Below are 23,323 nucleotides of genomic sequence, written 5' to 3' on the forward strand. Positions count from 1 at the left end.
TCCGCCCAGCCTAGCGGCCCAGCGTATGGAACCAGAAGGGCAGGGCGGAAGCGGCCATGGCCACGGCCAGCGGTGCAAGCTGGGCCAGGCCGGCGCCAAGGCTGCGTAGCGTTGAGGAATGCAGCCAGGGAGATGGGTTCGAGCGTGACATGGTGCCGATGTTGTGGGAATCTTGAGGGCATCATGCGCCGGGGAACCTGAATGGCGCCTGAGCAATCCGTTCAGGTACCGTTCAGCTTGCTTGCCGGACAATGCTGCCGATGACTGCTGCGCCCCTTTCTCGTTTCTTCCCATTCCGCCTTAACGCTTTGCTGCGTGCTGGCGCCCGAATGTTGCTGCTGCTGGCCGTGCTCGGTGCGGCTGGCACCGCCAGCGTGTCGCATGCCGACACTGATGCGGACCGTGCCCGCGCCGCATTGCGGTCCGGCGAGATCCTGCCGCTGTCGCGCATCCTGGAAACCGTCTCGCGCCAGTACGCCGGTGACGTGATCGACGTCAAGCTCGATCGCGACGATGGCATCTGGAAGTACGAGGTCAAGCTGCTGCTGCCTACCAGCACCATCGCCAAGCTCGAATACGACGCACGCGATGCGAAGCTGCTCAAGGCCAAGGGCCATGATCTCGACCGCGCACGCAAGCCCTGATCATCCATGCGCATCCTGCTAGTCGAAGATGAAAGCACGCTGGCCGACCAGCTCTCGCAGGCGCTGACCCAGGCCGGTTATGCGGTGGACCATGCCGCCGATGGCATCGACGCCGAACATCTGGGCCGCGAACATCCCTATGACACCATCGTGCTCGACCTGGGTTTGCCCCGGCTCGACGGCCTGACCGTGCTCAGGCGCTGGCGGCAGGCCGGCAACAACGTTCCCGTGCTGATCCTGACCGCGCGCGACAGCTGGGTCGAGAAAGTGGAGGGCATCGACGCCGGCGCCGACGACTACCTGACCAAACCGTTTCGTACCGAAGAGCTGCTGGCGCGGATTCGCGCGCTGATCCGGCGTTCGGCCGGCCGTGTTGCGCCGACGATGTCATGCGGACCGGTGCTGCTGGTGCCCGGGACCGGGCAGGTCAGTGTCAACGGTACCCCGATCACGCTGACCGCCCATGAACTCAAGGTGCTTGACTACCTGATGCACCACCAGGGCACCATCATCAGCAAGACCACGCTGACCGAGCATATCTATGCGCAGGATTTCGATCGCGACAGCAATACGATCGAGGTCTTCGTGGGGCGGTTGCGCAAAAAGCTCGGCGTCGATGTCATCGAGACAGTGCGAGGCCTTGGGTACCGCATGCGCGCGCCGGCCGGGGCTGCATGAAACGCACTTCGATTGCCCGTCGGCTGCTGGTGATTGCCACGCTATGGATCGCGGGCACGCTATGTACCACCGGCTGGTTGCTCGACACGCTGTTTGGCCGGCATGTCGACCGCACCTATATTACCGAACTCGACCGCGACCTCACCAGTCTTGCCGCTGCGCTGGAGTGGCGCGCCGACGGTCAGCTTGAACTTACGCGGCAGCCCGCCGATCCACGCTTCGACCTGCCGTACTCGGGTGCCTACTGGCAGGCCAGCTCGGGCACCCAGACCTTGCGCTCGCGCTCGCTGTGGGACATCGATATCCCGACGGTGGTCGAGCGGCAGGTGGGCCATGGCGATGCCGATATCCGCATCGGACCGAAGGACCAGTCATTGCTGGTCAAGTCCCGCCGGTTGCAACTGGCCGGTGCTGACGGGTTTGTCGATATCACGGTGGCACTGGATCGTACCGAGCTGCGCCAGGCCAAGCGTTCGTTCCGGCATCTGCTCTGGCTGTCACTCGGCGTGCTGGGACTTGGCATCCTTGGCGCGGTCTGGGCCCAGATCCGCTTCGGGCTGGCACCGCTGTCACAACTGCGCGCTGCGGTGGCCCGCCTGCATGCGGAGCGCGAACCGACGCTGCCTGGCACGTGGCCGCCGGAAGTGCAGCCGCTGGTCGATGAGATCAACGTGCTGCTGCAGCGCAATCACGAAGCCGTTGAACGATCGCGCCGCCAGGCAGCGGATCTGGCGCATGCGGTCAAGACGCCGCTGGCAATCCTGGCCAATAGTGCCGCCTCGCTGCCTGCGCCAGCAGCGCAAGGTGTCACGCAACAGGTCAACGCCATGCGCCAGCAGGTGGATCGCCATCTGGCCCGTGCCCGCGCTGCGGGGGCGAGCGGGGCTTCACGCGGCAAGGTGGCCATCCGCCCGGCGGTGGAGGAACTGGTACGTGCACTGACGCGGCTGCATGCGGAACATCCGATCGAGGTCCGTATCGATGGCTCGGCCGACTTTCCAGGCGACCGGCAGGATCTGGTGGAGATGCTGGGCAACCTGCTCGACAACGCCTGGCAGTGGTCACGCGGCGCGATTCACGTAACCCTGGCTCGGCATCCGGACACCGTGGAGATCCGCATCGACGATGACGGTCCCGGCATGCCGGCCAACGTCATGGCCCAGGCCGTGCAGCCATTTGCCAGGCTCGACGAATCGGTGGAAGGCAGCGGACTGGGCCTGGCCATCGTGCGCGATGTCAGTGCGCTGTATGGCGGCGTGTTCGAACTGGGGACGTCACCGCTGGGTGGGCTGTCGGTGAGTTTGCGGTTTCCAATGACGACCGCATGCTGAGGGTTTGCTCCCCTCTCCCGCGCGCGGGAGAGGGGAGCGGTGTTACGAGCAGGAGAGGGGAGCAAACAGATTGGGATATCATCGCGCCCTTCGCCGTTTTTGTATTACCGCCTTGTCCAATGCCACACCTGTCCGTCGGCGCCAGCGTCCGCCGGTCGCGCCTGCCCAACTGCTCGGACCGCATCACTTTGCCTACTACCGAGGTTACCTCCAAGGGCTGGAGTTGGGGCGGCTGGCCAGTCGCTACCTGTCGCCTGGGCTTGACCTGCGGCAGGCGCGCACGATGCTGGGTTGGATCGAAAGCGAACTGGTGCGTGGTGTCAAAAGACTAGCCACGCGGCCGCGCCATGATGGCGAAGCCGCGATCCTGACGGAAAAATCCTGGCTGGCGATGATCCAGCCTCCGGCGAACGAAAGCGTGGCTACGCGCCAGACGCGTCAGCGCAAGCTATTACGCGCACTCGACGCGCTGCAGCCGTTGCTGCTGACGCGGCCCGCACCCGGCGACGCGGTGGCCGGCTGGTTCGCGCCTGCCATCGCCAACAAGCTCGTGACTGCAGGATGGCCGACGTTGGGCACCCTGCGGCAGGCCGTAGCCGACGATCTGCGAAACTGGTATCGCGCAGCACCTGGAATTGGCGCGACCACGGCACGCCAGATCGAGGCGTGGCTCGCTGAGCAGTCGATGGCAACCGGCATGGCGCATCGGCCAGTGGCCGTGGCGCCGCTTGAATCGCTACAAGGCCGCGCCGCGCAAGCCGATGCAGCGGCCATCCAGTCCTGGCTGCAAGGCTATCGGCCCGAGACCAGTCACACATGGCGTGCCTATCGCACACAGGCTGAACGTTTCCTGCTGTGGGCCGTGTTCGCGCGAGGCAAGACGCTTGCGGCGCTCACGGCGGAAGACTGCCACGCCTATCAGGCTTTCCTTGCCGATCCACAACCTGCCACGCAATGGGTGGGCCCACGCGGCACACCGCGTGACCGGCACGACTGGCGCCCATTCGAAGGCCCGCTATCGGCATCGAGCATTGGCCACGCCAGCAAGATTCTGAAAGCGCTCTGCGCATGGCTGGTCGAGCAAGGGCATTTGACGGCAAATCCGTTCGCAACGGTGGCTCGGCCAGACGGCACGCCGCCGCGCATCCAGGCGGACCGCAGTTTCAGCCGCGCGCAATGGCAATACCTGAAGACTTTCGTCGCCACGCTGCCTGACGTCGATCCACGCACCACACGGTTGCTATTCATGCTGCGGCTGGCCTATGCCACGGGGCTGCGCATTTCAGAGCAGGCGCAAGCCACCGTCGGCAACCTTTCCTTTGCCGATGGATGGACGCTCACCGTCAGCGGCACACGGCCACGCACGATTGCGCTACCGGAAACGGCGATCGATGCGCTACGCAACCATACCGAGGCGCGTGGTCTCGGTCGCGATGTGGAGCGGCTACCGGCCGCTACGCCGTTGATTGGCCGGATCAAGGAAGGCGGTGATGACGGTCCGCTATCGGTGGCACAGGTCGCCGCCATCTGGAAGCGCTGTTTCACGCACGCGGGCCAGGCACTGCAAGGCGACGATGCCGAAGGCGCCACGCATTTCGCGCAGGCCAGCGCGCACTGGCTGCGGCATACAGCCGGCGCCCACGCCCTCGCGCGTGGCGTGACGCGCAAGGCCGTGCAAAAGCAGCTTGGCCATGCGTCGGTCAGCACCACGGCGGTATATCTGGACACGGATGCTGGCTGAGTTGCCGCCGAAATCGTTCAATTGGCTCGACTAAAACGTTTAATTCGGTTTCCGTACACCACGCGCTAACCTGCGGGCATGCCAGCCTTTGGCATTGCGACGGAGATTGCCGACGGTGAACGACCTGGCCGATATCGTCTTGCCGCTGCCACCTGCCTGGTTACCCCGGACGGCGGGTTGGCTGGTGCTGGGCATTTGCCTGCTCGGTGCGGCGCTATGGCTGGGTTGGCGCGCATGGCGTCACTGGCGGGCCAATCGCTATCGGCGCGAAGCACTGGCGGAACTGGCGCGGCTGCAGGCCGCCCTGCGTAGCGATGGAGCACCACGTGTGCAGGCGCTGCTGGCTCTGGCGGAACTACTCAAGCGCACCGTGCTGGCAGCGTGGCCGCGCGAGGCCGTGGCCGAGCTTTCGGGCGCGGCATGGCGTGACTTCCTGCAAGCCCATGCCGGCAAGGCCGGCGATGCCGTGGCGCCGCTGGCGGTACTGCTGGAAAGCGAATATCGCGGCGCCGTGGCGTTGACACAATGGCCCGCGCAGCAGGCTGACGCCACCGCAGTGGCTTGCCGGCGCTGGATAGCCGGACACCAGGCGCCGGTGCCATGATCGCCTTTGCCTACCCGTGGCTGTTCGTGCTCCTGCCGTTGCCCCTGCTGGTCTGGTGGCGGCTGCCGCCATATCGTGAAGCGAGCGCCTCGGTGCGCCTGCCATTCTTTGGCGAGGTGGCCGACGCAGCGGGACTGCAGCCTGCCGCTGGCGCCCATGTGCCGCGTCGCAACCTCGTCCAACACCTGCTGGCACCACTGGTGTGGGCGCTGGTGGTGGTAGCACTGGCACGTCCACAGTTTCTGGAACCGCCGATCTACAAGACCGAGCCGGTGCGTGACCTGCTATTGGCGCTCGACCTGTCGCAATCGATGGACACCCGCGATTTCAAGGATCCCTCGGGCGCGGTGGAAGCGCGGGTGCAGGCCGTGCGGCAGGTGGTGAGTGACTTCGTTGCCCATCGCCCTGGGGACCGCATCGGCCTGATCGTATTCGGCGATGCGCCGTATCCACTGGCTCCATTCACGCTCGACCATGCGCTGGTTCGCACCCTGATCGACGATATGGTGCCAGGCATGGCAGGCGCCAGTACCTCGCTGGGCGATGCGATCGGACTCGGGATCAAGCTGTTCGACAATAGCCATGCCGCGGAGAAGGTGCTGATCCTGCTGACCGATGGCAACGATACCGCCAGCCGCATGCCGCCAGTGCAGGCGGCGGCCATTGCCAAGGCGCGTGGCGTGATCGTGCATGCCGTCGGCATTGGCGACCCGGCCGCCACCGGTGAACAGAAGGTGGATCTGGATACGCTGCAGCGCATAGCCAGCACCACCGGCGGACGCTACTTCTTTGGCGCCGACCAGACCGCGCTGGCCTCGATCTACGCCACGCTTGACCGGGTGACGCCGCACCGGGAAAAGAAGCTGAGCTGGCGGCCGCGGCGTGAGCTGTTCATGTGGCCGCTTGGCGCGGCCATGCTCCTGATCATGGCCTACCAACTGGCGATGGCCGGCTACGCAAGGTGGGTAGCGCGCGCGCCGCTGCCAGCTGCGCGCAAGGAGCCTGCCGCATGAGCGACTGGTTCCACGCTATCGCGCAGTTCCATTTCCTGCGGCCATGGTGGCTGCTGATGCTGTTCGTCGCAATATGGCTGCCGTGGGCTGTGAATCGGCAAGGCGATGTACGGCGTCGCTGGCGCGGCACCATCGCACCGCATCTGCTTGACGCGCTGATCGTCGGCGAACGCCGCCATCGTGCGCTGCGTCCGGTCCACCTGACCACGCTGGCGCTGGCCCTGGGCGCGCTGGCACTGGCGGGTCCGTCATGGGAGCGCGAGCGTCCGCCATTCCTGGCCGACAAGGCGCCGCTCGCAATTGCCGTCGACCTGACGCCCACGATGAACGCGATCGACGTCACGCCCACGCGGCTAGAGCGGGCCAAGCTCAAGTTGAAGGCGCTACTGGCCCATCGTGACGGCGGACGTACCGCCCTGTACGTCTACGCAGGGTCCACGCACCTGGTGCTGCCGCTGACCGAAGACGCGGCATTGCTGCAGACCTTTGCCGATGCGCTGCAGACCCGCATCATGCCGGTGCCGGGCAAGGATACCGGGCTGGCGCTGCGCACCATTGGCGCTGCCATGGCAAAGGAACCGGTACCCGGCACGATCCTGCTGCTGACCGATGGCGTCGAACCGGCGGCGGCCGAAAGCCTGCGCAAGCGTGATCCGCACACCCAGGTCGTGGTGCTGGCAATCGGCACCGAGGCCGGCGGCCCGCTCAAGCAGGGAGACGGGTCGGCACCGGGGCTCGATGCCGCGGCACTGCACCGGTTGCGCGATGCCGGCGTTGCGGTGGCGACCTTGACGCCCGATAGCGATGACGACGTGGCGTGGGTGCAGCGTCACGTCCAGTCACATCTGGAACAGTCCAGCTCGCAGGACACTTTGCGCTGGCACGACGCCGGCTGGCCACTGACCATCCCCGTTGCATTGCTGGCACTGCTCTGGTTCCGCAAGGGCTGGACCATCCGCTGGATTGCCGGACTGGCGGTGGCCATGGCGCTTGGCATGCCACTGACCGATGTCCAGGCGCAAGCCACTGCGGCGGCGCGCCCATGGCGTTTTGTAGACCTGTGGCTCACGCATGACCAGCAAGGGCGCCGCGCATTCGAGCGTGGCGACTTCGACGCTGCCGCCACACTGTTCGATGATCCGATGTGGCGCGGCGTGGCCTACTATCGCGCCGGAAAATTCGCCGATGCCGCGCGCGCATTCGAACTGATCAACACCACGGACGCGCAGTTCAACCTCGGCAATGCACTGGCGCAGCAGCAGAAGTACAAGGAGGCGGTGGCGCACTACCGCCTGGTGCTACAGCAGCGCCCCGGCTGGCAACCTGCGCAACGCAACCTGGCGCTGGTGCAGCAACGGCTGCAGCAAAAGCAGAACCAGGACAAGGGTGATGAGGAACCACCGGACCTGAAACCCGACAAGATCGAGCTCGATGCCAGCAAGCCGCCTCCGCCGCCCGATGGTGACAAGACGCAGCAGGGGCTGATCCAGCAGAACGCCGACATGTGGATGCGTGCGATCCAGACTTCACCCACCGAAATGCTGGCGCGCAAGTTTGCACTGCAGGAGGCCAAATGATGATCGTGCACTGGCTGGGTACCTTGCTGGTATGCGTGAGCGCCACGGCGTGGGCAGCGGAGCCCACCATCCGCATCAAGGTTATCGGGCAGCAGCCCGTGGTGGCGGGGCAGTCGCTACAGATCGAAGTGACGATCCTGGCACCGAATTTCTTTCTGTCGGCGCCGGCATTTCCATCGTTGCAGGTGCCGGGTGCCGTGGTAACCATGCCGGATGAGCGCGCCGCAAACTCGACCGAATCGATCGATGGCGTCAGTTATGCAGGTATCAGCAAGACCTACTCGTTTACGCCGCAGACGGCCGGCGACTTTACGCTGCCATCGCCCGAGATCCGCTTTACCTATGCCGGCGACGACGGCAAACCGCGCGAGGCCAGCGTCACGTTGCCCGCCACCACGATCCACGCGGGCGGCCAGCAGGGGGCACCGGCACAGGCATCCAACGTTCCCTCGACGCTTCCGGCCGCACCCATCCATATCACCCAGCAGTTCGACCAGCCGCTCAGCGGCAAGGATGCCCACCTGCGCGCAGGCGATGCGCTGGTGCGCACCATCACCATCTTCGCGCCGGGCACCCCGGCAATGATGATCGAACCGCCCACATTGGCGGCCACCCGCGGCGTGAAGGAGTTCCACGCCGATCCTCAACTGCGCGACGGCGTAGCGGCGACTGGTGACGAGCCGGCAGGCACTAGCGGTGGCCGGCGCGTGGAGACCATCACCTATGTGTTCGAAGGCAGCGGCCGCTTTACGCTGCCGGCCGCATCGGTGGCGTGGTACGACCCGGCCAGCGGCAAGCGGGCGCAGTCTTCTGCCCCGGCCGTGACGGTGGAAGTCAGCCGCGCCGCGCCCGGCATCGGACTGGCACCGACCGGCGGCGCACCGTTCAGCTGGCCAGACTGGCTGGACTGGCGGCTTATGGCGGGGCTGGCCGCGCTGGCCGTCGTGCTCGGCTATGCGGCATGGCGCTGGCATCGCGGGCCACGCCTGCTGCACGTGCGGCAGGCGGACGCCCGGGCAAACGACGGTTCGCACCTACCGCCGCTGAATCCGTAGCGCGACAAAATCATTCAGATCAAACAACCAAAAGATTGCATTCCTCTCGCATGGGGTCGCCACCCATACTTGGGTGGATTGTCCGGCTGACGGCAACGGAAAGCGCATTTGCGAGGCAACGCGCAAGGAGTGTCAATGGGATCGAGGCAGAGCGGCAGGGCGGTAGCCGCTTCCACCGCAAGGCGGCGGTACGCATTGCTGGCGACTTTCGCACTGGTCATGGCAGTGGCCGGCGCCGGCGCGACTTATTGGTACACCGCGCACGTCAAGAGGAGTGCAGCCACCACCATCCAGCCCGGCGATGGCGTGAATGGCCCGCGTGGCATGGTTCACGTGCCCGGCGGTGATTTCCTGATGGGCAGCGACCACAAGCTGTCCCAGGCCAATGAACGGCCAGCGCACAAGGTACACGTCAACGGCTTCTGGATGGACCAGCATCACGTCACCAATGCCGAGTTCCGCAAGTTTGTCGAGGCCACCGGCTACCTGACCACGGCCGAACGCGTGCCGGACTGGGAGACCATGAAGGTCCAGTTGCCGCCCGGTACGCCACGTCCGCCCGATAGTGCAATGGTGGCAGGTGCCATGGTGTTTGTCGGCACGAATAGCCCGGTGCCATTGCGCGAGTATTGGCGCTGGTGGCGCTTTGTCCCCGGCGCCGACTGGAAGCATCCCACAGGCCCGGGCAGTTCGATCGACGGCAAGGATAACCACCCGGTAGTGCAGGTCTCGTACGAGGATGCGCAAGCCTATGCCAAATGGGTCGGCAAGCGGTTGCCGACCGAAGCCGAATGGGAATTCGCGGCGCGTGGCGGACTGGAGCAGGCTACATATAGCTGGGGTGACCAGTTCGCACCCGATGGCCGGCAGATGGCCAATGTCTGGCAGGGACAGCAGGTGCAGCCGTTCCCGGTGGTCAGTGCCAAGGCCGGCGGCGCCTCCGGTACCAGCGCGGTGGGCACGTTTCCCGCCAACGGCTATGGCCTGCTCGACATGACCGGCAATGCGTGGCAATGGGTAGCCGATTGGTATCGCGCCGACCAGTTCCGGCGTGAAGCCACGGTGGCGGCCTTGATACAGAACCCGGCGGGGCCTACCGACTCATGGGATCCGACCGAGCCTGGCGTGCCCGTGAAAGCGCCCAAGCGCGTCACGCGCGGCGGCTCGTTCCTGTGCAACGAAGACTTTTGCCTCAGCTATCGCCCCAGCGCGCGGCGCGGTACCGATCCCTACACGAGCATGTCGCACCTGGGCTTCCGGCTGGTGATGGATGACAGCCGCTGGGCGGCCACGCGCGAGCCGCCGGCACTGGCATCGATCAGGCAATAGCCACAGCAGCAGGTGTAGCAGTAGCAGCAGACAGTTCGGACACTACCAACGGACAGGAGACGTGCGCATGTCAGTTGCCGGGGCAGGAAGCGTTCAGCGTATTCGTCATGGGCTCGCACATGCCGTCGTGCTTGCGTCGCTGCTTGCGACGCTGGGCGGGTGCGCATCGACACCGGGCAGCAGCGCGGCGGGTGCCACGCAACCATCCGGCGCAGCCAACGCCGCGAGTGCCGCCACTGCACTGCCGTCGTGGCGTGACGGCGCGTCGCGCCAGACCATCGTCCGTTTCGTGGAAAGCGTTACGCGGCAGGGCTCGCCCGAGTACGTGCCACCAGCCGAGCGCATTGCGGTCTTTGACAACGACGGCACGCTATGGAGCGAGCAGCCGCTGTACTTCCAGTTCTTCTTCCTGCTTGACCAGGTGCGCGCCGCGGCGCCGCAGCATCCCGAATGGAAAAGCAATCCTGCCTTCAAGGCCATCATGGCCAACGACATGGCTGGCCTGATGCGCGAGGAAAAGCGCCTGCTGCCGCTGATTGCCCAGGCAAACAGTGGCATGACGGTTGACGAATACGATCGCACGATCCGCGCGTGGCTCGATACCGCGCGCCACCCGAAGTTCAACCGGCGCTATACCGACCTGGTCTTCCAGCCTCAGCTCGAATTGCTGAACTACCTGCGCGCCAATGGTTTCAAGACCTTTATCGTATCCGGCGGCACCATCGAGTTCATGCGCCCGTGGTCCGAGCGCGTGTATGGCATTCCGCCGGAACAGGTGGTCGGGTCCACACAGTCGGTGACCTATGAAATGCGTGGCGGCCAGCCCACGCTGGTACGCGGCCCCAAGCTTGAATTCATCAACGATGGCGCCGGCAAGCCAGTGGGCATCTACCGCCAGATCGGCAGACGGCCGATCCTGGCCGTGGGCAACTCCGACGGCGACTTGCAGATGCTGCAGTACACGATGGCTGGCACGGGCTCGCGACTGGCCGTGCTGGTGCACCACGACGACGCCGAGCGCGAGTTCGCCTATGACCGCAAGTCCGGTATCGGCAAGCTCGACCGTGCCCTGGACGAAGCCAGGGCACGTGGCTGGACCGTCATCAGCATGCAGCAGGACTGGTCGCAGATCTATCCGCCCGCACGACCCCAACCGTGAACGCATAACGTCCACAACAACGGGAGCAATCGATGAGCCCCATACCGCGTACCCGCCTGCGCAGGCTGGCCACCACCGCAGCGGTCATTGCGATCCTGGCCGTGGCCGGCTGCAAGAAGGCCGACGAGAACAAGCCCGCACAGACGCCCGCCGCACAGGCACCGGCTCCTGCTGCGCCACCGCCGACGGCATCGGTGCCGGCAACACCGGTCACGCCAGCACCGGTGGCATCCGCGCCCGACGCTGCCGGCGCCTCGCCGGTGGCGGCCACGCCCGCCGGTACGCAGGGCGGGCAGACCGGCAAGCCCAATATCCTCGTGATCTTTGGTGACGATGTGGGGCTGGGCAATGTCAGCGCGTTCAGTCACGGCGTGGTGGGCTACAAGACGCCGAACATCGACCGCATCGCGCGCGAAGGCATGATGATGACGGACTACTACGCCGAGAACAGCTGTACGGCGGGTCGGTCGACGTTCATCACCGGCCAGACCGTGTTCCGTACCGGCCTGTCGAAGGTGGGCCTGCCAGGCGCGCCGGTTGGCCTGCAGGACCGTGATGTAACCATCGCGCAGGCATTGAAGCCGTTGGGGTATGCCACCGCGCAATTCGGCAAGAACCACCTTGGCGACCAGGACCGCTTCCTGCCGACCAAGCACGGTTTCGACGAGTTCTTCGGCAACCTGTACCACCTGAATGCCGAGGAAGAGCCTGAGCGTCCGTACTGGCCCAAGGACAACCCCGACTTCCTGAAGTTCTACAACCCGCGCGGCGTCATGCACAGCACCGCGGATGGCAAGATCGAGGATACGGGTCCGCTGAACCGCAAGCGTATGGAAACGATCGACGACGAAACCACCGGCGCCGCGATCAACTACATCAAGAAGCAGGCCGATGCGAAGCAACCGTTCTTTGTCTGGATGAACTTCACGCGCATGCACCTGTTCACGCATGTGCGCGCCGAAAACCGCGGCAAGGCCGGACTCGGCGCGGGACACGAGTACGCCGATGGCATGTGGGAGATGGACCAGAACGTGGGCAAGCTGCTCAAGTCGCTGGACGACTCCGGTATCACCAACAACACGATCGTGGTCTACACCACCGACAATGGGCCGAACTTCTTCACGTGGCCCGATGCCGCCAACACACCATTCCGCAGCGAGAAGGATTCGAACTGGGAAGGTGCGTACCGGGTGCCGGCGATGATCCGCTGGCCGGGCAAGATCCAGCCCGGCGGTGTCAGCAACGGTCTGATGTCGGGCCTCGACTGGTTCCCGACACTGCTTGCGGCTGCTGGTGACGGCGACGTCAAGGACCGGCTGCTGAAAGGAGCAAGCCTTGGCGGCAAGAGCTTCAAGGTCCATCTGGACGGCTATAACCAGCTGCCCATGCTGACTGGACAGACCGACAAGAGTGCGCGAAGCGAGTTCTATTACTTCAATGACGATGCCGAACTGGTAGCCATGCGTTACGACGTGTTGACGCAAGGCGCCACCACGCCCACGGCGTGGAAGGTGGTCTTCTGCGAGCAACGGGCGCCGGGTGGGTTCATGGTCTGGAAGGAGCCGTTCACATGCCTGCGCGCGCCGAAGTACTTCAATCTGAGGATGGATCCGTACGAACGTGCCGATACCGGCCCGACCAACCTCTACCACCAGCTGGAGACCGAGAATCCGTACCTGTTTATCGAGGGCAACCGCCGCGCGATCAATTTCCTGCAGACCTTTGTTGATTACCCGCCGAGCCAGATCCCGGCAAGTTTCACCATCGACCAGGCCAGCGAGAAGATCAAGCGTCAGGTAGCGGATCAGCTTCAGAAGCAGCAACAGCAGCAGAAGAAGTGACGGCGAATAGCCGCAAACTGGGAGCTGGCATGGTACGCAATCATGCGCATCGTGCCAGCATGCGCCGCGGCCTCTGGCAGGCTGCGGCGTTGTTGTTCCTTTCCGGCGTGGCCGGCCTGGTTTACCAGGTGCTGTGGATCAAACAGTTGTCGCTGGTGGTGGGTGTTGACATACACGCCGTGACGATTGGCATCAGCGCGTTTTTTGGTGGGCTGGCACTCGGCGGCTGGGTAGTGGGCCGACTCGCGGATCGAGCAACGTCGGCATGGCGGCTCTACCTGTGGCTGGAATGCGCGATCGCCGTGCTGGCGATTGGCGCAACCCTGGGCCTGGCTCATGCGGCCGCGCCTTTTGCGTGGCTGGAATTGCGCGTTGGCGCCGCGGCATGGGCCTTGCCGGTATTGCTGGTGGGCCTGCCGGCCATCGCGATGGGTGGAACACTGCCCGCACTGATGCGCGCAATCCGTACCGAGGGTGCGCAACTGGGCGCGCATGGTGGTCAGCTATATGCGGTAAACACCGCCGGCGCGATTGTCGGGACACTGCTTGCCGCATTCGTCTGGATTCCGCAGTTCGGCATCACGGGCAGCGCCGTGACCGCGGCATTGCTGAATGCGCTGGCGGCGTTCGGCGCGTGGTGGTTCGGCAGGGGTGCGACGTTGACGCGTGGTGATGCCCCCACAGCCGGCGCGACCGCTTCCCATAGGTCTGGCCAGCGCATGCTTGCGCTGGGCCTCTATGCCTTGGCCGGCGGCATCGCGCTCGGCTATGAGGTGGTCTGGTCGCAAGCCATGGTCCAGTTCATGAGCACGCGCGCCTTTGCGTTTGCGGTGATGCTGGCCACCTATCTGGCCGGTCTGGTAATCGGCAGTGCCATGGTGGCCAGGCGCGTCGACCGCACCAGCGACCCTTGGGGAATGTTTGCGCTGCTGATCGTGGGCGCCGGACTCGCGGCGCTGGTTGAATTCGCATGGCTTGGCGAATGGCTACCGGCCGCACAGCAGTTGGTGTCGCAGCGCGTGCTAGGGGCCACCGGCAGTTTGCTGGCTGCTACCTGTGCCAGTTTTGCGGTGGCGGCGTTGTGCGTGGTTTTCGTGCCGACCCTGTTGCTGGGCGCGGCGTTTCCGTACGTGGTGCGCTTGTCGGTCGATCCCGCACGCGTCGGTACGGGTGTCGGCACCGTGCTTGCGCTGAATACGGTCGGTGGCATCGCCGGTTCGGTGCTGGCTGGCTTCGTGCTGGTGCCATGGCTTGGCGTGGTCGAGACGCTCGGGGTGCTGGCCGCAGCAGGCGGCTTTGTCGCGGTGCTGGCCGTGGCGTTTGGTGATGGCGTACAACGCCGCGCGCGGTTTGCCGTACCGTTGCTGGCCGTGATCACGCTGATCGTGGCGGTGGCCACGCCTGCCGACCGCTTCGCCACCTTGCTGGCCAAGTCGCGTGGCGGATCGCTGGTGTTCTATGAAGAAAGCCGTGGGGCCACGGTGGCCGTGGTGGAGCAGGGCAAGGCGTCGCAACGCTTTCACCGGCTCTATATCCAGGGTGTCTCCAACTCCGGCGACACCATGACGTCGCTGCGCTATATGCGCTTGCAGGCCTTGCTGCCGTTGATCGTGCACAACGGTACGCCGCGCGCCACGCTGGTGATCGGGCTTGGCACCGGTATCACGGCGGGTGCCACGTTGCAGTATCCAGGCCTGGAGCAGCGCGTGGTGGCCGAGCTGCTGCCGGCCGTGGTACGCGCGGTACCGAGCTTCCAGGGCAACTATGGCGCAAGCACCGATCCGCGCATCGACGTGCGCCTGCGTGATGGGCGTCGCGAGCTGCTGCAGAGTTCGCAGCGCTATGACCTGATCACGCTGGAGCCGCCGCCACCATCGGCCAGTGGGGTGGTCAACCTTTACTCGCGCGAGTTCTATCGGCTGGCTGCGGCGCGTTTGCAGGACGGCGGCATCGTGGCGCAATGGTTGCCGTTGCCTACCCAGAACCGCGACGACACGCGCTCGCTGGTGCGCAGCTTCCTGGATGTGTTTCCGCACGCCACGCTATGGACCACCGAGTTGCACGAGATGCTGTTGGTTGGATCGCTGCAACCGGTGACGCTCGATGCCGCACGCATCGCGTCGCGTTTTGCCCAGCCCGAGGTGTCCGCTGCGCTACGTGCGGTGGGCGTGGCGTCGCCCGCCGCCTTGCTGGCCACCTATGTCACCGATCGCGCGGGGCTGGACTGGTTTGCCGGTGATGCGCCGGCCGTAACCGATGACCGTCCGCGCATCGAATATGCGACCTGGGTGCGGCGCCAGGATTTTCCACCGGTGCTGCGTGAACTGATCGACCTGTCGTCGGACCCGCCATTGGTCGGCGCCAGCGATGCGTTGTTCCAGGACATCCGCCGCGAACGCGCCACGCTGCAGACGTTCTATGCCGCCGGGCTCGACGCCTATCGCGGCGACCGCGAGGAATGGCTGCGCGACATCACGGCAGTGATGCGTGCGGACCCCGACAACCCTTACTACAACTGGTTCACCGGCGGCCGGCCGGGCCACTGAGACGGAGGCATGCCATGAGCGCGCGCGACGAGATCCTGGCGCTGCAAGCGCGTATGGGCGAGTCAATCGTCGGACAGGAACGGATGATCGAGCGGCTGCTGCTGGGCCTGCTGGCGGACGGGCACTTACTGGTGGAAGGCCTGCCAGGACTGGCCAAGACCCGCGCGATCAAGAGCCTGGCCAGGCAACTCGATGCGCGGCTGTCGCGCGTGCAGTTCACGCCGGACCTGTTGCCTGCCGATATCACCGGCACCGACATCTACGTGACCGACGGCGGCAAAGGCGAGTTCCGCTTCCAGCCGGGGCCGCTGTTCGCCAACCTGATCCTGGCCGACGAAGTCAATCGCTCGCCTGCCAAGGTGCAGGCGGCATTGCTGGAAGCCATGGAGGAACGGCAGGTAACGGTGGGTGGCAACACCCATCGGCTTGAATCGCTGTTCCTGGTCATGGCGACGCAGAACCCCATCGAGCAGGAAGGCACATATCCGCTGCCCGAGGCGCAGATGGATCGCTTCCTGATGCACGTGAACGTCGGTTATCCGGAGTCCGCCGCCGAAGTGCAGATCGTCCGGCTGGCACGCGCGGAAGAGGCCGCCACACGGGGCGCGGCAAGCGGGCAGGGTGCCGGAGCGCGCCTGTCGCCGGAGATCATCTTTGCCGCGCGCGAAGCGATTCATGGCATAACCGTCAGCGAGCCCGTGGAGCGCTATATCGTCACGCTCGTGCAAGCCACGCGCGATGCGGCGCGCTTTGATGATGAGCTCAAACGCTGGATCCAGGTGGGGGTGAGTCCACGTGGCTCGATCGGACTCGACAAGGTGGCGCGCGCGATAGCGTGGCTGCGCGGCCGCGACCACGTCACGCCAGAGGATGTACAGGCCGTGGTGCACGATGTGTTCCGCCATCGGCTGATCCTGTCCTATGAGGCCCACGCAGCGGCGATTGCAGCCGATGCGGTGATCGATCGACTGTTGCAGCGCGTGGCGGTGGCGTAGGGAGCCGACCATGGTCAGCGATACCGCCGCGCGCGCACGCACCCATGTGGATGCGCCGGCCGCTACCTCAGAGGCCGTGCCCGGCGTCAGCGTGGACCTGGCCGCGCTGGCTGCGCTTGAAGCCAGCGTACGTGACTTCCACTTTCGCACGCGCCAGCCCGTGCATAGCCTGCTGTCCGGGCGCCATGGGTCGCGCGTGCGCGGCCGCGGCCTGGCTTTCGAGGAGCTGCGGCCTTACTTGCCCGGCGATGATGTGCGGACCATCGACTGGCGTGTCACGGCGCGTACCGGCAAGCCGCATGTGCGGATTTATGCCGAGGAGAAGGAGCGGCCGGTGCTGCTGGTGGTGGACCAGCGCATGAACATGTTCTTTGGCAGCCGGCGCGCCATGAAGTCGGTGACGGCCGCCGAAGCAGCCGCGCTGGCCGCGTGGCGCATCCTGTCGGACGGCGATCGTGTCGGCGGCGTGGTGTTTGGCGACACCGAGCAAAGCAATGTTGCGCCCCAACGCAGCCGGCATGGCGTATTGCACCTGCTCGGAGAGCTGGCCCGGCACAACCAGCGCCTGCGCGCCGACGCGCCGGCGCGGCGTGGCGCGGTCCAACTCAACGCCGCGCTCCAGCGCGCGCTGCGGCTGGCCCATCATGATCATCTGGTAATCGTGATCAGCGATTTCGACGGCGGCGATACCGCCACGCGTGACCTGATGCTGGCGCTGCGCGGCCGTAACGACATATTGTCGGTGCTGGTCTACGACCCCTTCCTGCTCGAGCTTCCGCCATCGGGCCATCTGGTGGTCAGCGACGGCGAGCTGCAAGTCGAGCTTGGTTTGGGGCAGGAAGCACTGCGGCGCAACGTGCGCAGCTTTGCCGATGCGCATAGTGCCGCGCTGATGGACTGGCACAAGGGCATTGGCGTGCCGCTGCTGCCGTTGTCCGCTGCCGAGGATACGGCAGCGCAATTGCGCCGTTTGCTTGGCAGGGCTGGCGGTTCGCTCTGAAACTGGTCGCGATTTGAATCGCCGTGCCCTCTCCCCCGGCCCCTCTCCCGCATCGCGGGAGAGGGGAGCAAGACAGGCTACGAGCAGGTTTAGTCTGCCGTGATGTTGCCGGTCTGGATCACCTTTTTCCAGCGCTGGAACTCCGATGCCTGGAACGCCGTGAACTGCTCCGGCGTGCTGGCAACCACTTCAAAGCCCAGTTCCAGCAACTTCGGCTTGACCGCCGGGTCGTTCATCGCGGCCACCACGGCGTTGTACAGCTTGGCCTTGATATCGGCGGGCAGCCCCTTGGGCGCGGCAATGGCCTGCCACGAGTAGACCGTCACACCCTTGTAGCCCAGCTCTTCCATGGTCGGCACGTCCGGCAGGATGGGCGAACGCTTGCTGCTGGTGATGGCCAGCGGGCGCAGCTTGCCGGCCTTGATATGCGGCACGGCGGTGTTGATGTTCATGAACGTCGCATCGACCTGGCTGCCGAGCAGGTCGTTCAACGCCGGAGCGCCGCCCTTGTACGGCACATGCAGGCCGGTGGTATTGGTCTGTTGCCAGAACAGTTCGGCGGTCAGGTGGTCGCTGGTGCCATTGCCAGCCGATGCGAAGGTCATCTTGTTCGGATTGGCCTTTTCAAACGCAATGACATCCTGCAGCGACTTGTACGGCGAACTGGCGGGCACCGCCAGCACATTGGGCGCCTGCACCGCGACGCTGATGTAGTCGAAGTCCTTGGTCGGGTCATATCCCGCGTTCTTGGTCAGGTGCGGGCCGATCACGAACGGGCCGAGCGACGATACGAACAGCGTATAGCCATCAGCCGGCGCGCGCTTGGCGGCGGCGGCGCCGATCATGCCGGCCGCGCCGGGACGGTTATCCACGACAAAGCTGCCGCCGAACGTCGACTGGAACTTGGCACTCAGGATGCGCGCGATATTGTCGGTGGAACCACCGGGCGGGAACGGCACGACCAGCGTGACCGGCTTTTCGGGCCAGGCCGCTTGCGCGGCAGTCATCGTCGCACCCAGCAACAGCGATACCAGCATCTTTTTCATGGTTGTCTCCTCTTGTTTGATTGGATTAGATTTGGCTGTTCAATGCGTACCGAACTCGGCCTGCTCGCGCGTCCACGCACGTGCCTGCTCGCTGATGCTCAGGCCCAGGCCCGGTCGGGTGGGCACCTTGATACGGCCATTGCCGATCTCCAGGCGTTCGTTGAACAGCGGTTCGAGCCAGTCGAAATGCTCCACCCACGGCTCGCGCGGATATGCGGCGGCCAGATGCACGTGCAGCTCCATGGCGAAGTGGGGCGCAATCATCAGGCCCGCATGCTCGGCCAGCGCACATACCTTGAGGAACGGCGTGATACCACCCACGCGCGGTGCGTCAGGCATCAGGTAGTCGGCAGCGCGGTGACGGATCAGGTCCCAGTGCTCGGCGGCGCTGGTCAGCATCTCTCCCGTGGCAATCGGCGTGTCGAACTGTTGCGCCAGCGCGGCATGGCCTTCGTGGTCATAGGCATCGAGTGGTTCCTCGATCCAGACCAGGTTGAACGCTTCAAAGGTGCGGCACATGCGCTGCGCGGTCGGACGGTCCCATTGCTGGTTGGCATCGACCATCAGCGGCACGCCATCACCCAGCTTCTCGCGTACGGCGGAGACGCGCTGGATGTCGATCTTGCCGTCCGGCTGACCGACCTTGAGCTTGATGCCGCCAATACCGCGTTCCACCGACGCCGCGGCGTTGACCAGCAACTGGTCCAGCGGGGTATGCAGAAAACCGCCCGAGGTGTTGTAGCAACGTACCGAGTCACGGTGCGAGCCCAGCAGCTTGGCCAGCGAGAGTCCCGCGCGCCGCGCCTTCAGGTCCCACAACGCCACGTCGAATGCGCCGATGGCCTGCGTCGACAGGCCGCTACGGCCCACCGATGCACCGGCCCAGCAGAGCTTGTCCCACAGCTTGCCGATATCGCTTGGGTCTTCGCCCAGCAGGGTAGGGGCGATTTCCCTTGCATGCGCGAACTGGCCAGGGCCACCGGCACGCTTCGAGTAGCTGAACCCGAGCCCTTCGTGACCGCTGGCGGTGCGGATCTCGGCAAACAGGATCGCCACTTCGGTCATCGGCTTCTGACGGCCGGTCAGCACCTTGGCGTCGCTGATCGGCGTAGCCAGCGGCAGGTAGCAGGACGACAGGCGAATCGAGGTAATGGCGTCGGCGGAGGGCGAGGTAGTCATGGGCTGGAGCATCCTGAATCAACAATCACAGACTTCGGACATCGTATGACATCGTTGTCAAAAAACGGCCAGAAATTGGCCGGACAGCGTTGCTATAATGCGGGCCGCAGCGTTTCTTTACACAACAATGGCGCTCAACGGCAACGAAAATGCATTCGGGCTGCAGGTTCAAGGCAATTGCCTCGCACAGCAGGTGGGATGAATGCTAACGTTGTCATTTTGGCGGGTCAACTGCTACGGGGGCACATCGCGTAGTCGTTTACCCGCACCAATCCAATATTTTCCAGAGTTGGCATGTCCGATTCATCCGGGCGCAAGTCCGTCACGCTGCACGATGTGGCGCGCGAAGCAGGGGTTTCGCTGATCACTGCGTCGCGTGCGCTCAGCAATCCGGGCCTGGTCTCGGCCAAGACCATCGCCCGCGTACAGCAGGCCGTGGAGGCCACCGGCTATATCCCGAACCTGCTCGCTGGCGGCCTCAAGTCGCGCCGTAGCCTGACCGTGGCGGCACTGGTGCCGAACATCGCTGTGGCGCAGTTCATCCCGACCGTCAAGGCATTGACCGATGCGCTCGACGCGGCCGGATACCAGTTGATCCTTGGGCAGACCGGCTATGACCACGCCCGCGAAGAGGCGCTGCTCAGCACCATGATCAGCCGACGCCCCGACGGTATTGTCGTTACCGGCCTGGTGCACTCGCAGGTCGCACGCGATCAGTTGCGCCGCTCGGGCATTCCAGTGGTGGAAACCTGGGACCTCAGTGACCGCCCGGTCGACATGGTGGTCGGGTTCTCGCACCTCAAAGTTGGCAGTGCCGTGGCCGGCTATTTCCTTAACAAGGGCTGGCGGCGCTTTGGCATTGCCACTGGCGACGATCAACGCGCGGCCGTCCGGTCAGAGGGGTTTCTCTCGACGTTGGGCCATGCTGTGCCCACCGCCCGCGTGCCATCACCAAGCAGCCTCGGGCTGGGCCGCCAGGCGTTACGCGATCTGCTGGCACAGGACCCCGGCATCGAGGCCATCTTCTGCAGTTCGGACCAGCTTGCACAAGGCGTGATCGAAGAGGCCAGGGCGCGCGGATTGCGCATCCCCGAGGATCTTGCGATCTGTGGCTTCGGCGACGCCGATTTTGCCGCCGATATGGCGCCATCGCTGACCACGGTGCAGATCGACGGCGCAATGATCGGCAAGACCGCCGCACGCCTGCTGCTGGAACGCTGCCGTGGCGAAACGGTCCCCGAATCAGTGATCGACATGGGCTTCCGCATCGTCGAGCGCGAGTCGACGTGATTGTGCTCTCCCCTCTCCCGCACGCGGGAGAGGGGCGGGGGAGAGGGCCGGCGCATCAACATGCGACATACCCATCCACTACTCGCAAACAGCTTTGCCAATAACCCCACCCAATCTCCCCGCCGCCACCTCGATCTCCCGATCCCCGAACCCGCCAAAGCCCAGTATCAACCCCGCCGGGCCTTTCCCGTCCGCGTACATCGGCGATACCGCGCGCACCGCAACGCCAACGTCGGCGGCTGCTTTTGCAACCTGCCGATCGTCGATGCCCGGCGCCAGCCAGAGCACCAGATGCATGCCCTGGTCCGACGGCTGGAGCCATGCCAGATCGGCAGGGATGGTGCTTTCGATGGTCTGCATCACGAATGCGCGCCGTTCGGCATGAACGCCGCGTACGCGACGGATATGCCGGTCGAGATGGCCTTCGTCGATAAATGCGGCCAGCACATGCTGGTCGGCGGTTGGTGGATGGCGATCCATCAGGATGCGGGCGCCAAGATAGGCGTCGACCAATGCGTCGGGTACCACCGCATAGCCAAGTCGCAATGACGGATAGAGGATCTTGCTGAACGTGCCAAGGTAGACCACGCGCTCGGGCGCCAGCCCTTGCAGCGACGGGAACGGATGGCCGGCGTAGCGCAGTTCGCTGTCATAGTCGTCTTCCACGACCCATGCCTGGTTGGCCTCGGCCCATGCCAGCAACGCCTTGCGGCGCGCCATGCTGAGTGGCATGCCGAGCGGATACTGATGCGAGGGCGTGACGAACGCGGCGCGGGCATGGGGGGCAAGGGCGGTGCCGGCATCGACATCGATTCCGCCGTCATCGACCGGTACGCGCACGATGCGCTCGCGCGGCCCGATGCTTTCCAGAATGGCGGTGATGCCGCGATAGGCGGGGTTCTCCACCCATACCGCATCCGCGTGGTCGAGCAACACCTGACACGACAGGAACAAGCCTTGCTGTGTGCCGGTGGTAATCACGATCTGGCTCGCATCGCAATGGACCGAGCGTGACCGGCGCAGATAGTCGGCAATGGCCTCGCGCAATGGCAGCGCGCCTTGCGGTTCGCCATAGCCCGCCGGTGCGGCCAGGCCGCCGGCGCGCAAGCGGTTGCCGAGCTTGCGCCATGCCTCGTTGGGCGCGGCAGCCCCGGCCGGTACCGACACCGCGAACGGCGCTTGCGGCAAGGCCGTGAACTCCTTGGCAATCGCTGCAAACGACTGCGCGGACGGCGGCAGATTGGCCACCTTGCGCTGACGGCGCGGCGCCGGCTGGGCACTCGCCATTGCCGCCACACGCGTACCGGCACCATGCTGTGCCGAGAAAATGCCTTCCGCCACCAGTTGTTCGAAGGCATCCACCACCGTGCCGCGCGACACGCCGAGCGCCTCGGCCAGCGCCCGCGTGGACGGCAGGGATTCGCCGGGCTTCAGGTCGCCGCGTGCCACGGCGTCGCGCATGGCCTGTACCAGTTGCCGGCTCAGGGGGCCCGCATCGCGCTGCAGCGTGCCAATAAAGGGGATCTCGGGCACCTTGGCGGTTCTGGACATGGCAAAGTGGTCTGGTGGAAAACACATAAACTGGCCCTACACTCTACTCCAGTTAACCGCGACAATCCGTTCCATCGTCCGCCAGAATTCCCGGAGCAGTCATGTACGTTCCCGCCCATTTCGACGTTTCCAGTACCCAGACCATGCACGCACTGATGGTCGAGCACCCGTTCGGCACCTTGTTCACGCACAGTGCGAGTGGCCTCGACGCCAACCATATTCCGTTCGAACTCGATGCCGATCGCGGCGAACTGGGCATGCTCAAGGCCCATGTGGCGCGTGCCAACCCCGTGTGGCAGGACGTGGCCAATGGCGACGAAGTGATGGTGGTGTTTCGCGCAGGCGATGCCTACATTTCGCCCAACTGGTATCCGAGCAAGCACGAAGCGCACAAGCAGGTACCCACGTGGAACTACCAGGTCGTGCATGCGCATGGGCGGATCACGATCCACGATGACGAGCGTTATGTGCGCGGCGTGGTTGCGCGCCTGACGCGCAGGCATGAAGCGGCGCAACCGCGCCCATGGAAAATGTCCGATGCGCCCGCCGATTTCACCGATACGTTGGTCAAGGCCATTGTCGGCATCGAGATCGAGATCACGCGGCTGCAGGGCAAATCAAAGCTGAGCCAGAACAAGGAGGTGCGCGATATCCGCGGTGCCGGCAACGCGCTGATGGAGCAGGGCAGCACGGCCATCGGGCAGGCCATGCTGGCGAGTGCGGAACAGAAAGAGCGCGGGTAAT

Annotated in this window: 20 protein-coding genes; 16 read left to right on the forward strand and 4 right to left on the reverse strand. The window is 65.1% G+C overall.

What is annotated here, in order from left to right:
• Window positions 1–10: 10 nt before the first annotated feature.
• A complete protein-coding gene (locus tag ACO550_RS23140; RefSeq protein WP_315594412.1) occupies window positions 11–151 on the reverse strand; it encodes a hypothetical protein in 141 nt (46 codons plus the stop codon).
• A 178-nt stretch (window positions 152–329) separates the two neighbouring features.
• Here ACO550_RS23140 and ACO550_RS23145 point away from each other — a divergent pair, with 178 nt between their 5' ends.
• The 14 genes from ACO550_RS23145 (at window position 330) to ACO550_RS23210 (ending at window position 17,513) form a co-directional block, all read left to right on the forward strand.
• Window positions 330–644 (forward strand): PepSY domain-containing protein, encoded by a 315-nt coding sequence (locus ACO550_RS23145; RefSeq protein ID WP_315594413.1) that lies wholly within the window; start codon window positions 330–332, stop codon window positions 642–644.
• Between the two features lie 6 nt (window positions 645–650).
• A complete protein-coding gene (locus ACO550_RS23150; RefSeq protein WP_315594414.1) occupies window positions 651–1,322 on the forward strand; it encodes a response regulator transcription factor in 672 nt (223 codons plus the stop codon).
• The gene (locus tag ACO550_RS23155) at window positions 1,319–2,653 is read left to right on the forward strand and encodes a HAMP domain-containing sensor histidine kinase (protein ID WP_315594415.1); all 1,335 of its coding nucleotides are present in this window, start codon (window positions 1,319–1,321) and stop codon (window positions 2,651–2,653) included. Before ACO550_RS23150 ends, ACO550_RS23155 begins: the two co-directional genes overlap by 4 nt.
• A 112-nt stretch (window positions 2,654–2,765) precedes the next feature.
• Complete coding sequence (locus ACO550_RS23160; RefSeq protein ID WP_315594416.1) at window positions 2,766–4,394, forward strand: tyrosine-type recombinase/integrase; 1,629 nt, start codon at window positions 2,766–2,768, stop codon at window positions 4,392–4,394.
• Between the two features lie 115 nt (window positions 4,395–4,509).
• Window positions 4,510–4,998, forward strand: coding sequence for a DUF4381 family protein (locus tag ACO550_RS23165; RefSeq protein ID WP_315594417.1), 489 nt, complete (start codon window positions 4,510–4,512; stop codon window positions 4,996–4,998).
• Window positions 4,995–6,011, forward strand: coding sequence for a VWA domain-containing protein (locus ACO550_RS23170; RefSeq protein WP_315594418.1), 1,017 nt, complete (start codon window positions 4,995–4,997; stop codon window positions 6,009–6,011). Before ACO550_RS23165 ends, ACO550_RS23170 begins: the two co-directional genes overlap by 4 nt.
• Window positions 6,008–7,588: a vWA domain-containing protein gene (locus ACO550_RS23175; RefSeq protein ID WP_315594419.1), complete on the forward strand. Its 1,581-nt coding sequence runs from the start codon at window positions 6,008–6,010 to the stop codon at window positions 7,586–7,588. The genes ACO550_RS23170 and ACO550_RS23175 overlap by 4 nt, the downstream gene beginning before the upstream one ends.
• Window positions 7,585–8,643: a BatD family protein gene (locus tag ACO550_RS23180; RefSeq protein ID WP_315594420.1), complete on the forward strand. Its 1,059-nt coding sequence runs from the start codon at window positions 7,585–7,587 to the stop codon at window positions 8,641–8,643. The genes ACO550_RS23175 and ACO550_RS23180 overlap by 4 nt, the downstream gene beginning before the upstream one ends.
• Before the next feature lie 135 nt (window positions 8,644–8,778).
• Window positions 8,779–9,972 carry a formylglycine-generating enzyme family protein gene (locus ACO550_RS23185; protein WP_315594421.1) on the forward strand — a complete coding sequence of 398 codons (1,194 nt, stop codon included), beginning with the start codon at window positions 8,779–8,781 and terminating at the stop codon, window positions 9,970–9,972.
• Window positions 9,973–10,039: 67 nt separating this feature from the next.
• Window positions 10,040–11,131: an HAD family hydrolase gene (locus ACO550_RS23190; RefSeq protein WP_315594422.1), complete on the forward strand. Its 1,092-nt coding sequence runs from the start codon at window positions 10,040–10,042 to the stop codon at window positions 11,129–11,131.
• 32 nt (window positions 11,132–11,163) lie between these two features.
• Window positions 11,164–12,972: an arylsulfatase gene (locus ACO550_RS23195; RefSeq protein ID WP_315594423.1), complete on the forward strand. Its 1,809-nt coding sequence runs from the start codon at window positions 11,164–11,166 to the stop codon at window positions 12,970–12,972.
• A 29-nt stretch (window positions 12,973–13,001) separates the two neighbouring features.
• Window positions 13,002–15,518: a fused MFS/spermidine synthase gene (locus tag ACO550_RS23200; RefSeq protein WP_315594424.1), complete on the forward strand. Its 2,517-nt coding sequence runs from the start codon at window positions 13,002–13,004 to the stop codon at window positions 15,516–15,518.
• 14 nt (window positions 15,519–15,532) lie between these two features.
• The gene (locus ACO550_RS23205) at window positions 15,533–16,513 is read left to right on the forward strand and encodes a MoxR family ATPase (protein WP_315594425.1); all 981 of its coding nucleotides are present in this window, start codon (window positions 15,533–15,535) and stop codon (window positions 16,511–16,513) included.
• 10 nt (window positions 16,514–16,523) lie between these two features.
• Window positions 16,524–17,513 carry a DUF58 domain-containing protein gene (locus tag ACO550_RS23210; RefSeq protein ID WP_315594426.1) on the forward strand — a complete coding sequence of 330 codons (990 nt, stop codon included), beginning with the start codon at window positions 16,524–16,526 and terminating at the stop codon, window positions 17,511–17,513.
• An 89-nt stretch (window positions 17,514–17,602) separates the two neighbouring features.
• Here ACO550_RS23210 and ACO550_RS23215 read toward each other — a convergent pair whose 3' ends face one another.
• Window positions 17,603–18,559: a tripartite tricarboxylate transporter substrate binding protein gene (locus ACO550_RS23215; protein ID WP_315594427.1), complete on the reverse strand. Its 957-nt coding sequence runs from the start codon at window positions 18,557–18,559 to the stop codon at window positions 17,603–17,605.
• 39 nt (window positions 18,560–18,598) lie between these two features.
• The gene (locus ACO550_RS23220) at window positions 18,599–19,738 is read right to left on the reverse strand and encodes an L-talarate/galactarate dehydratase (protein ID WP_315594428.1); all 1,140 of its coding nucleotides are present in this window, start codon (window positions 19,736–19,738) and stop codon (window positions 18,599–18,601) included.
• Window positions 19,739–20,032: 294 nt separating this feature from the next.
• On the opposite strand from ACO550_RS23220, the gene ACO550_RS23225 reads away from it, so the two are divergent.
• The gene (locus ACO550_RS23225) at window positions 20,033–21,028 is read left to right on the forward strand and encodes a substrate-binding domain-containing protein (RefSeq protein WP_315594429.1); all 996 of its coding nucleotides are present in this window, start codon (window positions 20,033–20,035) and stop codon (window positions 21,026–21,028) included.
• Window positions 21,029–21,106: 78 nt separating this feature from the next.
• Here ACO550_RS23225 and pdxR read toward each other — a convergent pair whose 3' ends face one another.
• Complete coding sequence (gene pdxR, locus ACO550_RS23230; RefSeq protein WP_315594430.1) at window positions 21,107–22,579, reverse strand: MocR-like pyridoxine biosynthesis transcription factor PdxR; 1,473 nt, start codon at window positions 22,577–22,579, stop codon at window positions 21,107–21,109.
• 101 nt (window positions 22,580–22,680) lie between these two features.
• Between pdxR and ACO550_RS23235 the strand changes: the two genes are divergently transcribed.
• A complete protein-coding gene (locus ACO550_RS23235; RefSeq protein ID WP_315594431.1) occupies window positions 22,681–23,322 on the forward strand; it encodes an FMN-binding negative transcriptional regulator in 642 nt (213 codons plus the stop codon).
• Window position 23,323: the final 1 nt, after the last annotated feature.

The organism is Cupriavidus sp., from assembly GCF_057315035.1.

What these genes read in the sequence shown, in the direction of transcription:
- ACO550_RS23185 (WP_315594421.1), top strand. Translation starts at nt 8,779, where the DNA reads ATGGGATCGAGGCAGAGCGGCAGGGCGGTAGCCGCTTCCACCGCAAGG.
- ACO550_RS23175 (WP_315594419.1), top strand. Translation starts at nt 6,008, where the DNA reads ATGAGCGACTGGTTCCACGCTATCGCGCAGTTCCATTTCCTGCGGCCA.
- ACO550_RS23205 (WP_315594425.1), top strand. Translation starts at nt 15,533, where the DNA reads ATGAGCGCGCGCGACGAGATCCTGGCGCTGCAAGCGCGTATGGGCGAG.
- ACO550_RS23195 (WP_315594423.1), top strand. Translation starts at nt 11,164, where the DNA reads ATGAGCCCCATACCGCGTACCCGCCTGCGCAGGCTGGCCACCACCGCA.
- ACO550_RS23170 (WP_315594418.1), top strand. Translation starts at nt 4,995, where the DNA reads ATGATCGCCTTTGCCTACCCGTGGCTGTTCGTGCTCCTGCCGTTGCCC.
- ACO550_RS23235 (WP_315594431.1), top strand. Translation starts at nt 22,681, where the DNA reads ATGTACGTTCCCGCCCATTTCGACGTTTCCAGTACCCAGACCATGCAC.
- ACO550_RS23150 (WP_315594414.1), top strand. Translation starts at nt 651, where the DNA reads ATGCGCATCCTGCTAGTCGAAGATGAAAGCACGCTGGCCGACCAGCTC.
- pdxR (WP_315594430.1), bottom strand. Translation starts at nt 22,579, where the DNA reads ATGTCCAGAACCGCCAAGGTGCCCGAGATCCCCTTTATTGGCACGCTG.
- ACO550_RS23155 (WP_315594415.1), top strand. Translation starts at nt 1,319, where the DNA reads ATGAAACGCACTTCGATTGCCCGTCGGCTGCTGGTGATTGCCACGCTA.
- ACO550_RS23220 (WP_315594428.1), bottom strand. Translation starts at nt 19,738, where the DNA reads ATGACTACCTCGCCCTCCGCCGACGCCATTACCTCGATTCGCCTGTCG.
- ACO550_RS23190 (WP_315594422.1), top strand. Translation starts at nt 10,040, where the DNA reads ATGTCAGTTGCCGGGGCAGGAAGCGTTCAGCGTATTCGTCATGGGCTC.
- ACO550_RS23215 (WP_315594427.1), bottom strand. Translation starts at nt 18,559, where the DNA reads ATGAAAAAGATGCTGGTATCGCTGTTGCTGGGTGCGACGATGACTGCC.
- ACO550_RS23210 (WP_315594426.1), top strand. Translation starts at nt 16,524, where the DNA reads ATGGTCAGCGATACCGCCGCGCGCGCACGCACCCATGTGGATGCGCCG.
- ACO550_RS23140 (WP_315594412.1), bottom strand. Translation starts at nt 151, where the DNA reads ATGTCACGCTCGAACCCATCTCCCTGGCTGCATTCCTCAACGCTACGC.
- ACO550_RS23145 (WP_315594413.1), top strand. Translation starts at nt 330, where the DNA reads ATGTTGCTGCTGCTGGCCGTGCTCGGTGCGGCTGGCACCGCCAGCGTG.
- ACO550_RS23200 (WP_315594424.1), top strand. Translation starts at nt 13,002, where the DNA reads ATGGTACGCAATCATGCGCATCGTGCCAGCATGCGCCGCGGCCTCTGG.
- ACO550_RS23225 (WP_315594429.1), top strand. Translation starts at nt 20,033, where the DNA reads ATGTCCGATTCATCCGGGCGCAAGTCCGTCACGCTGCACGATGTGGCG.
- ACO550_RS23180 (WP_315594420.1), top strand. Translation starts at nt 7,585, where the DNA reads ATGATGATCGTGCACTGGCTGGGTACCTTGCTGGTATGCGTGAGCGCC.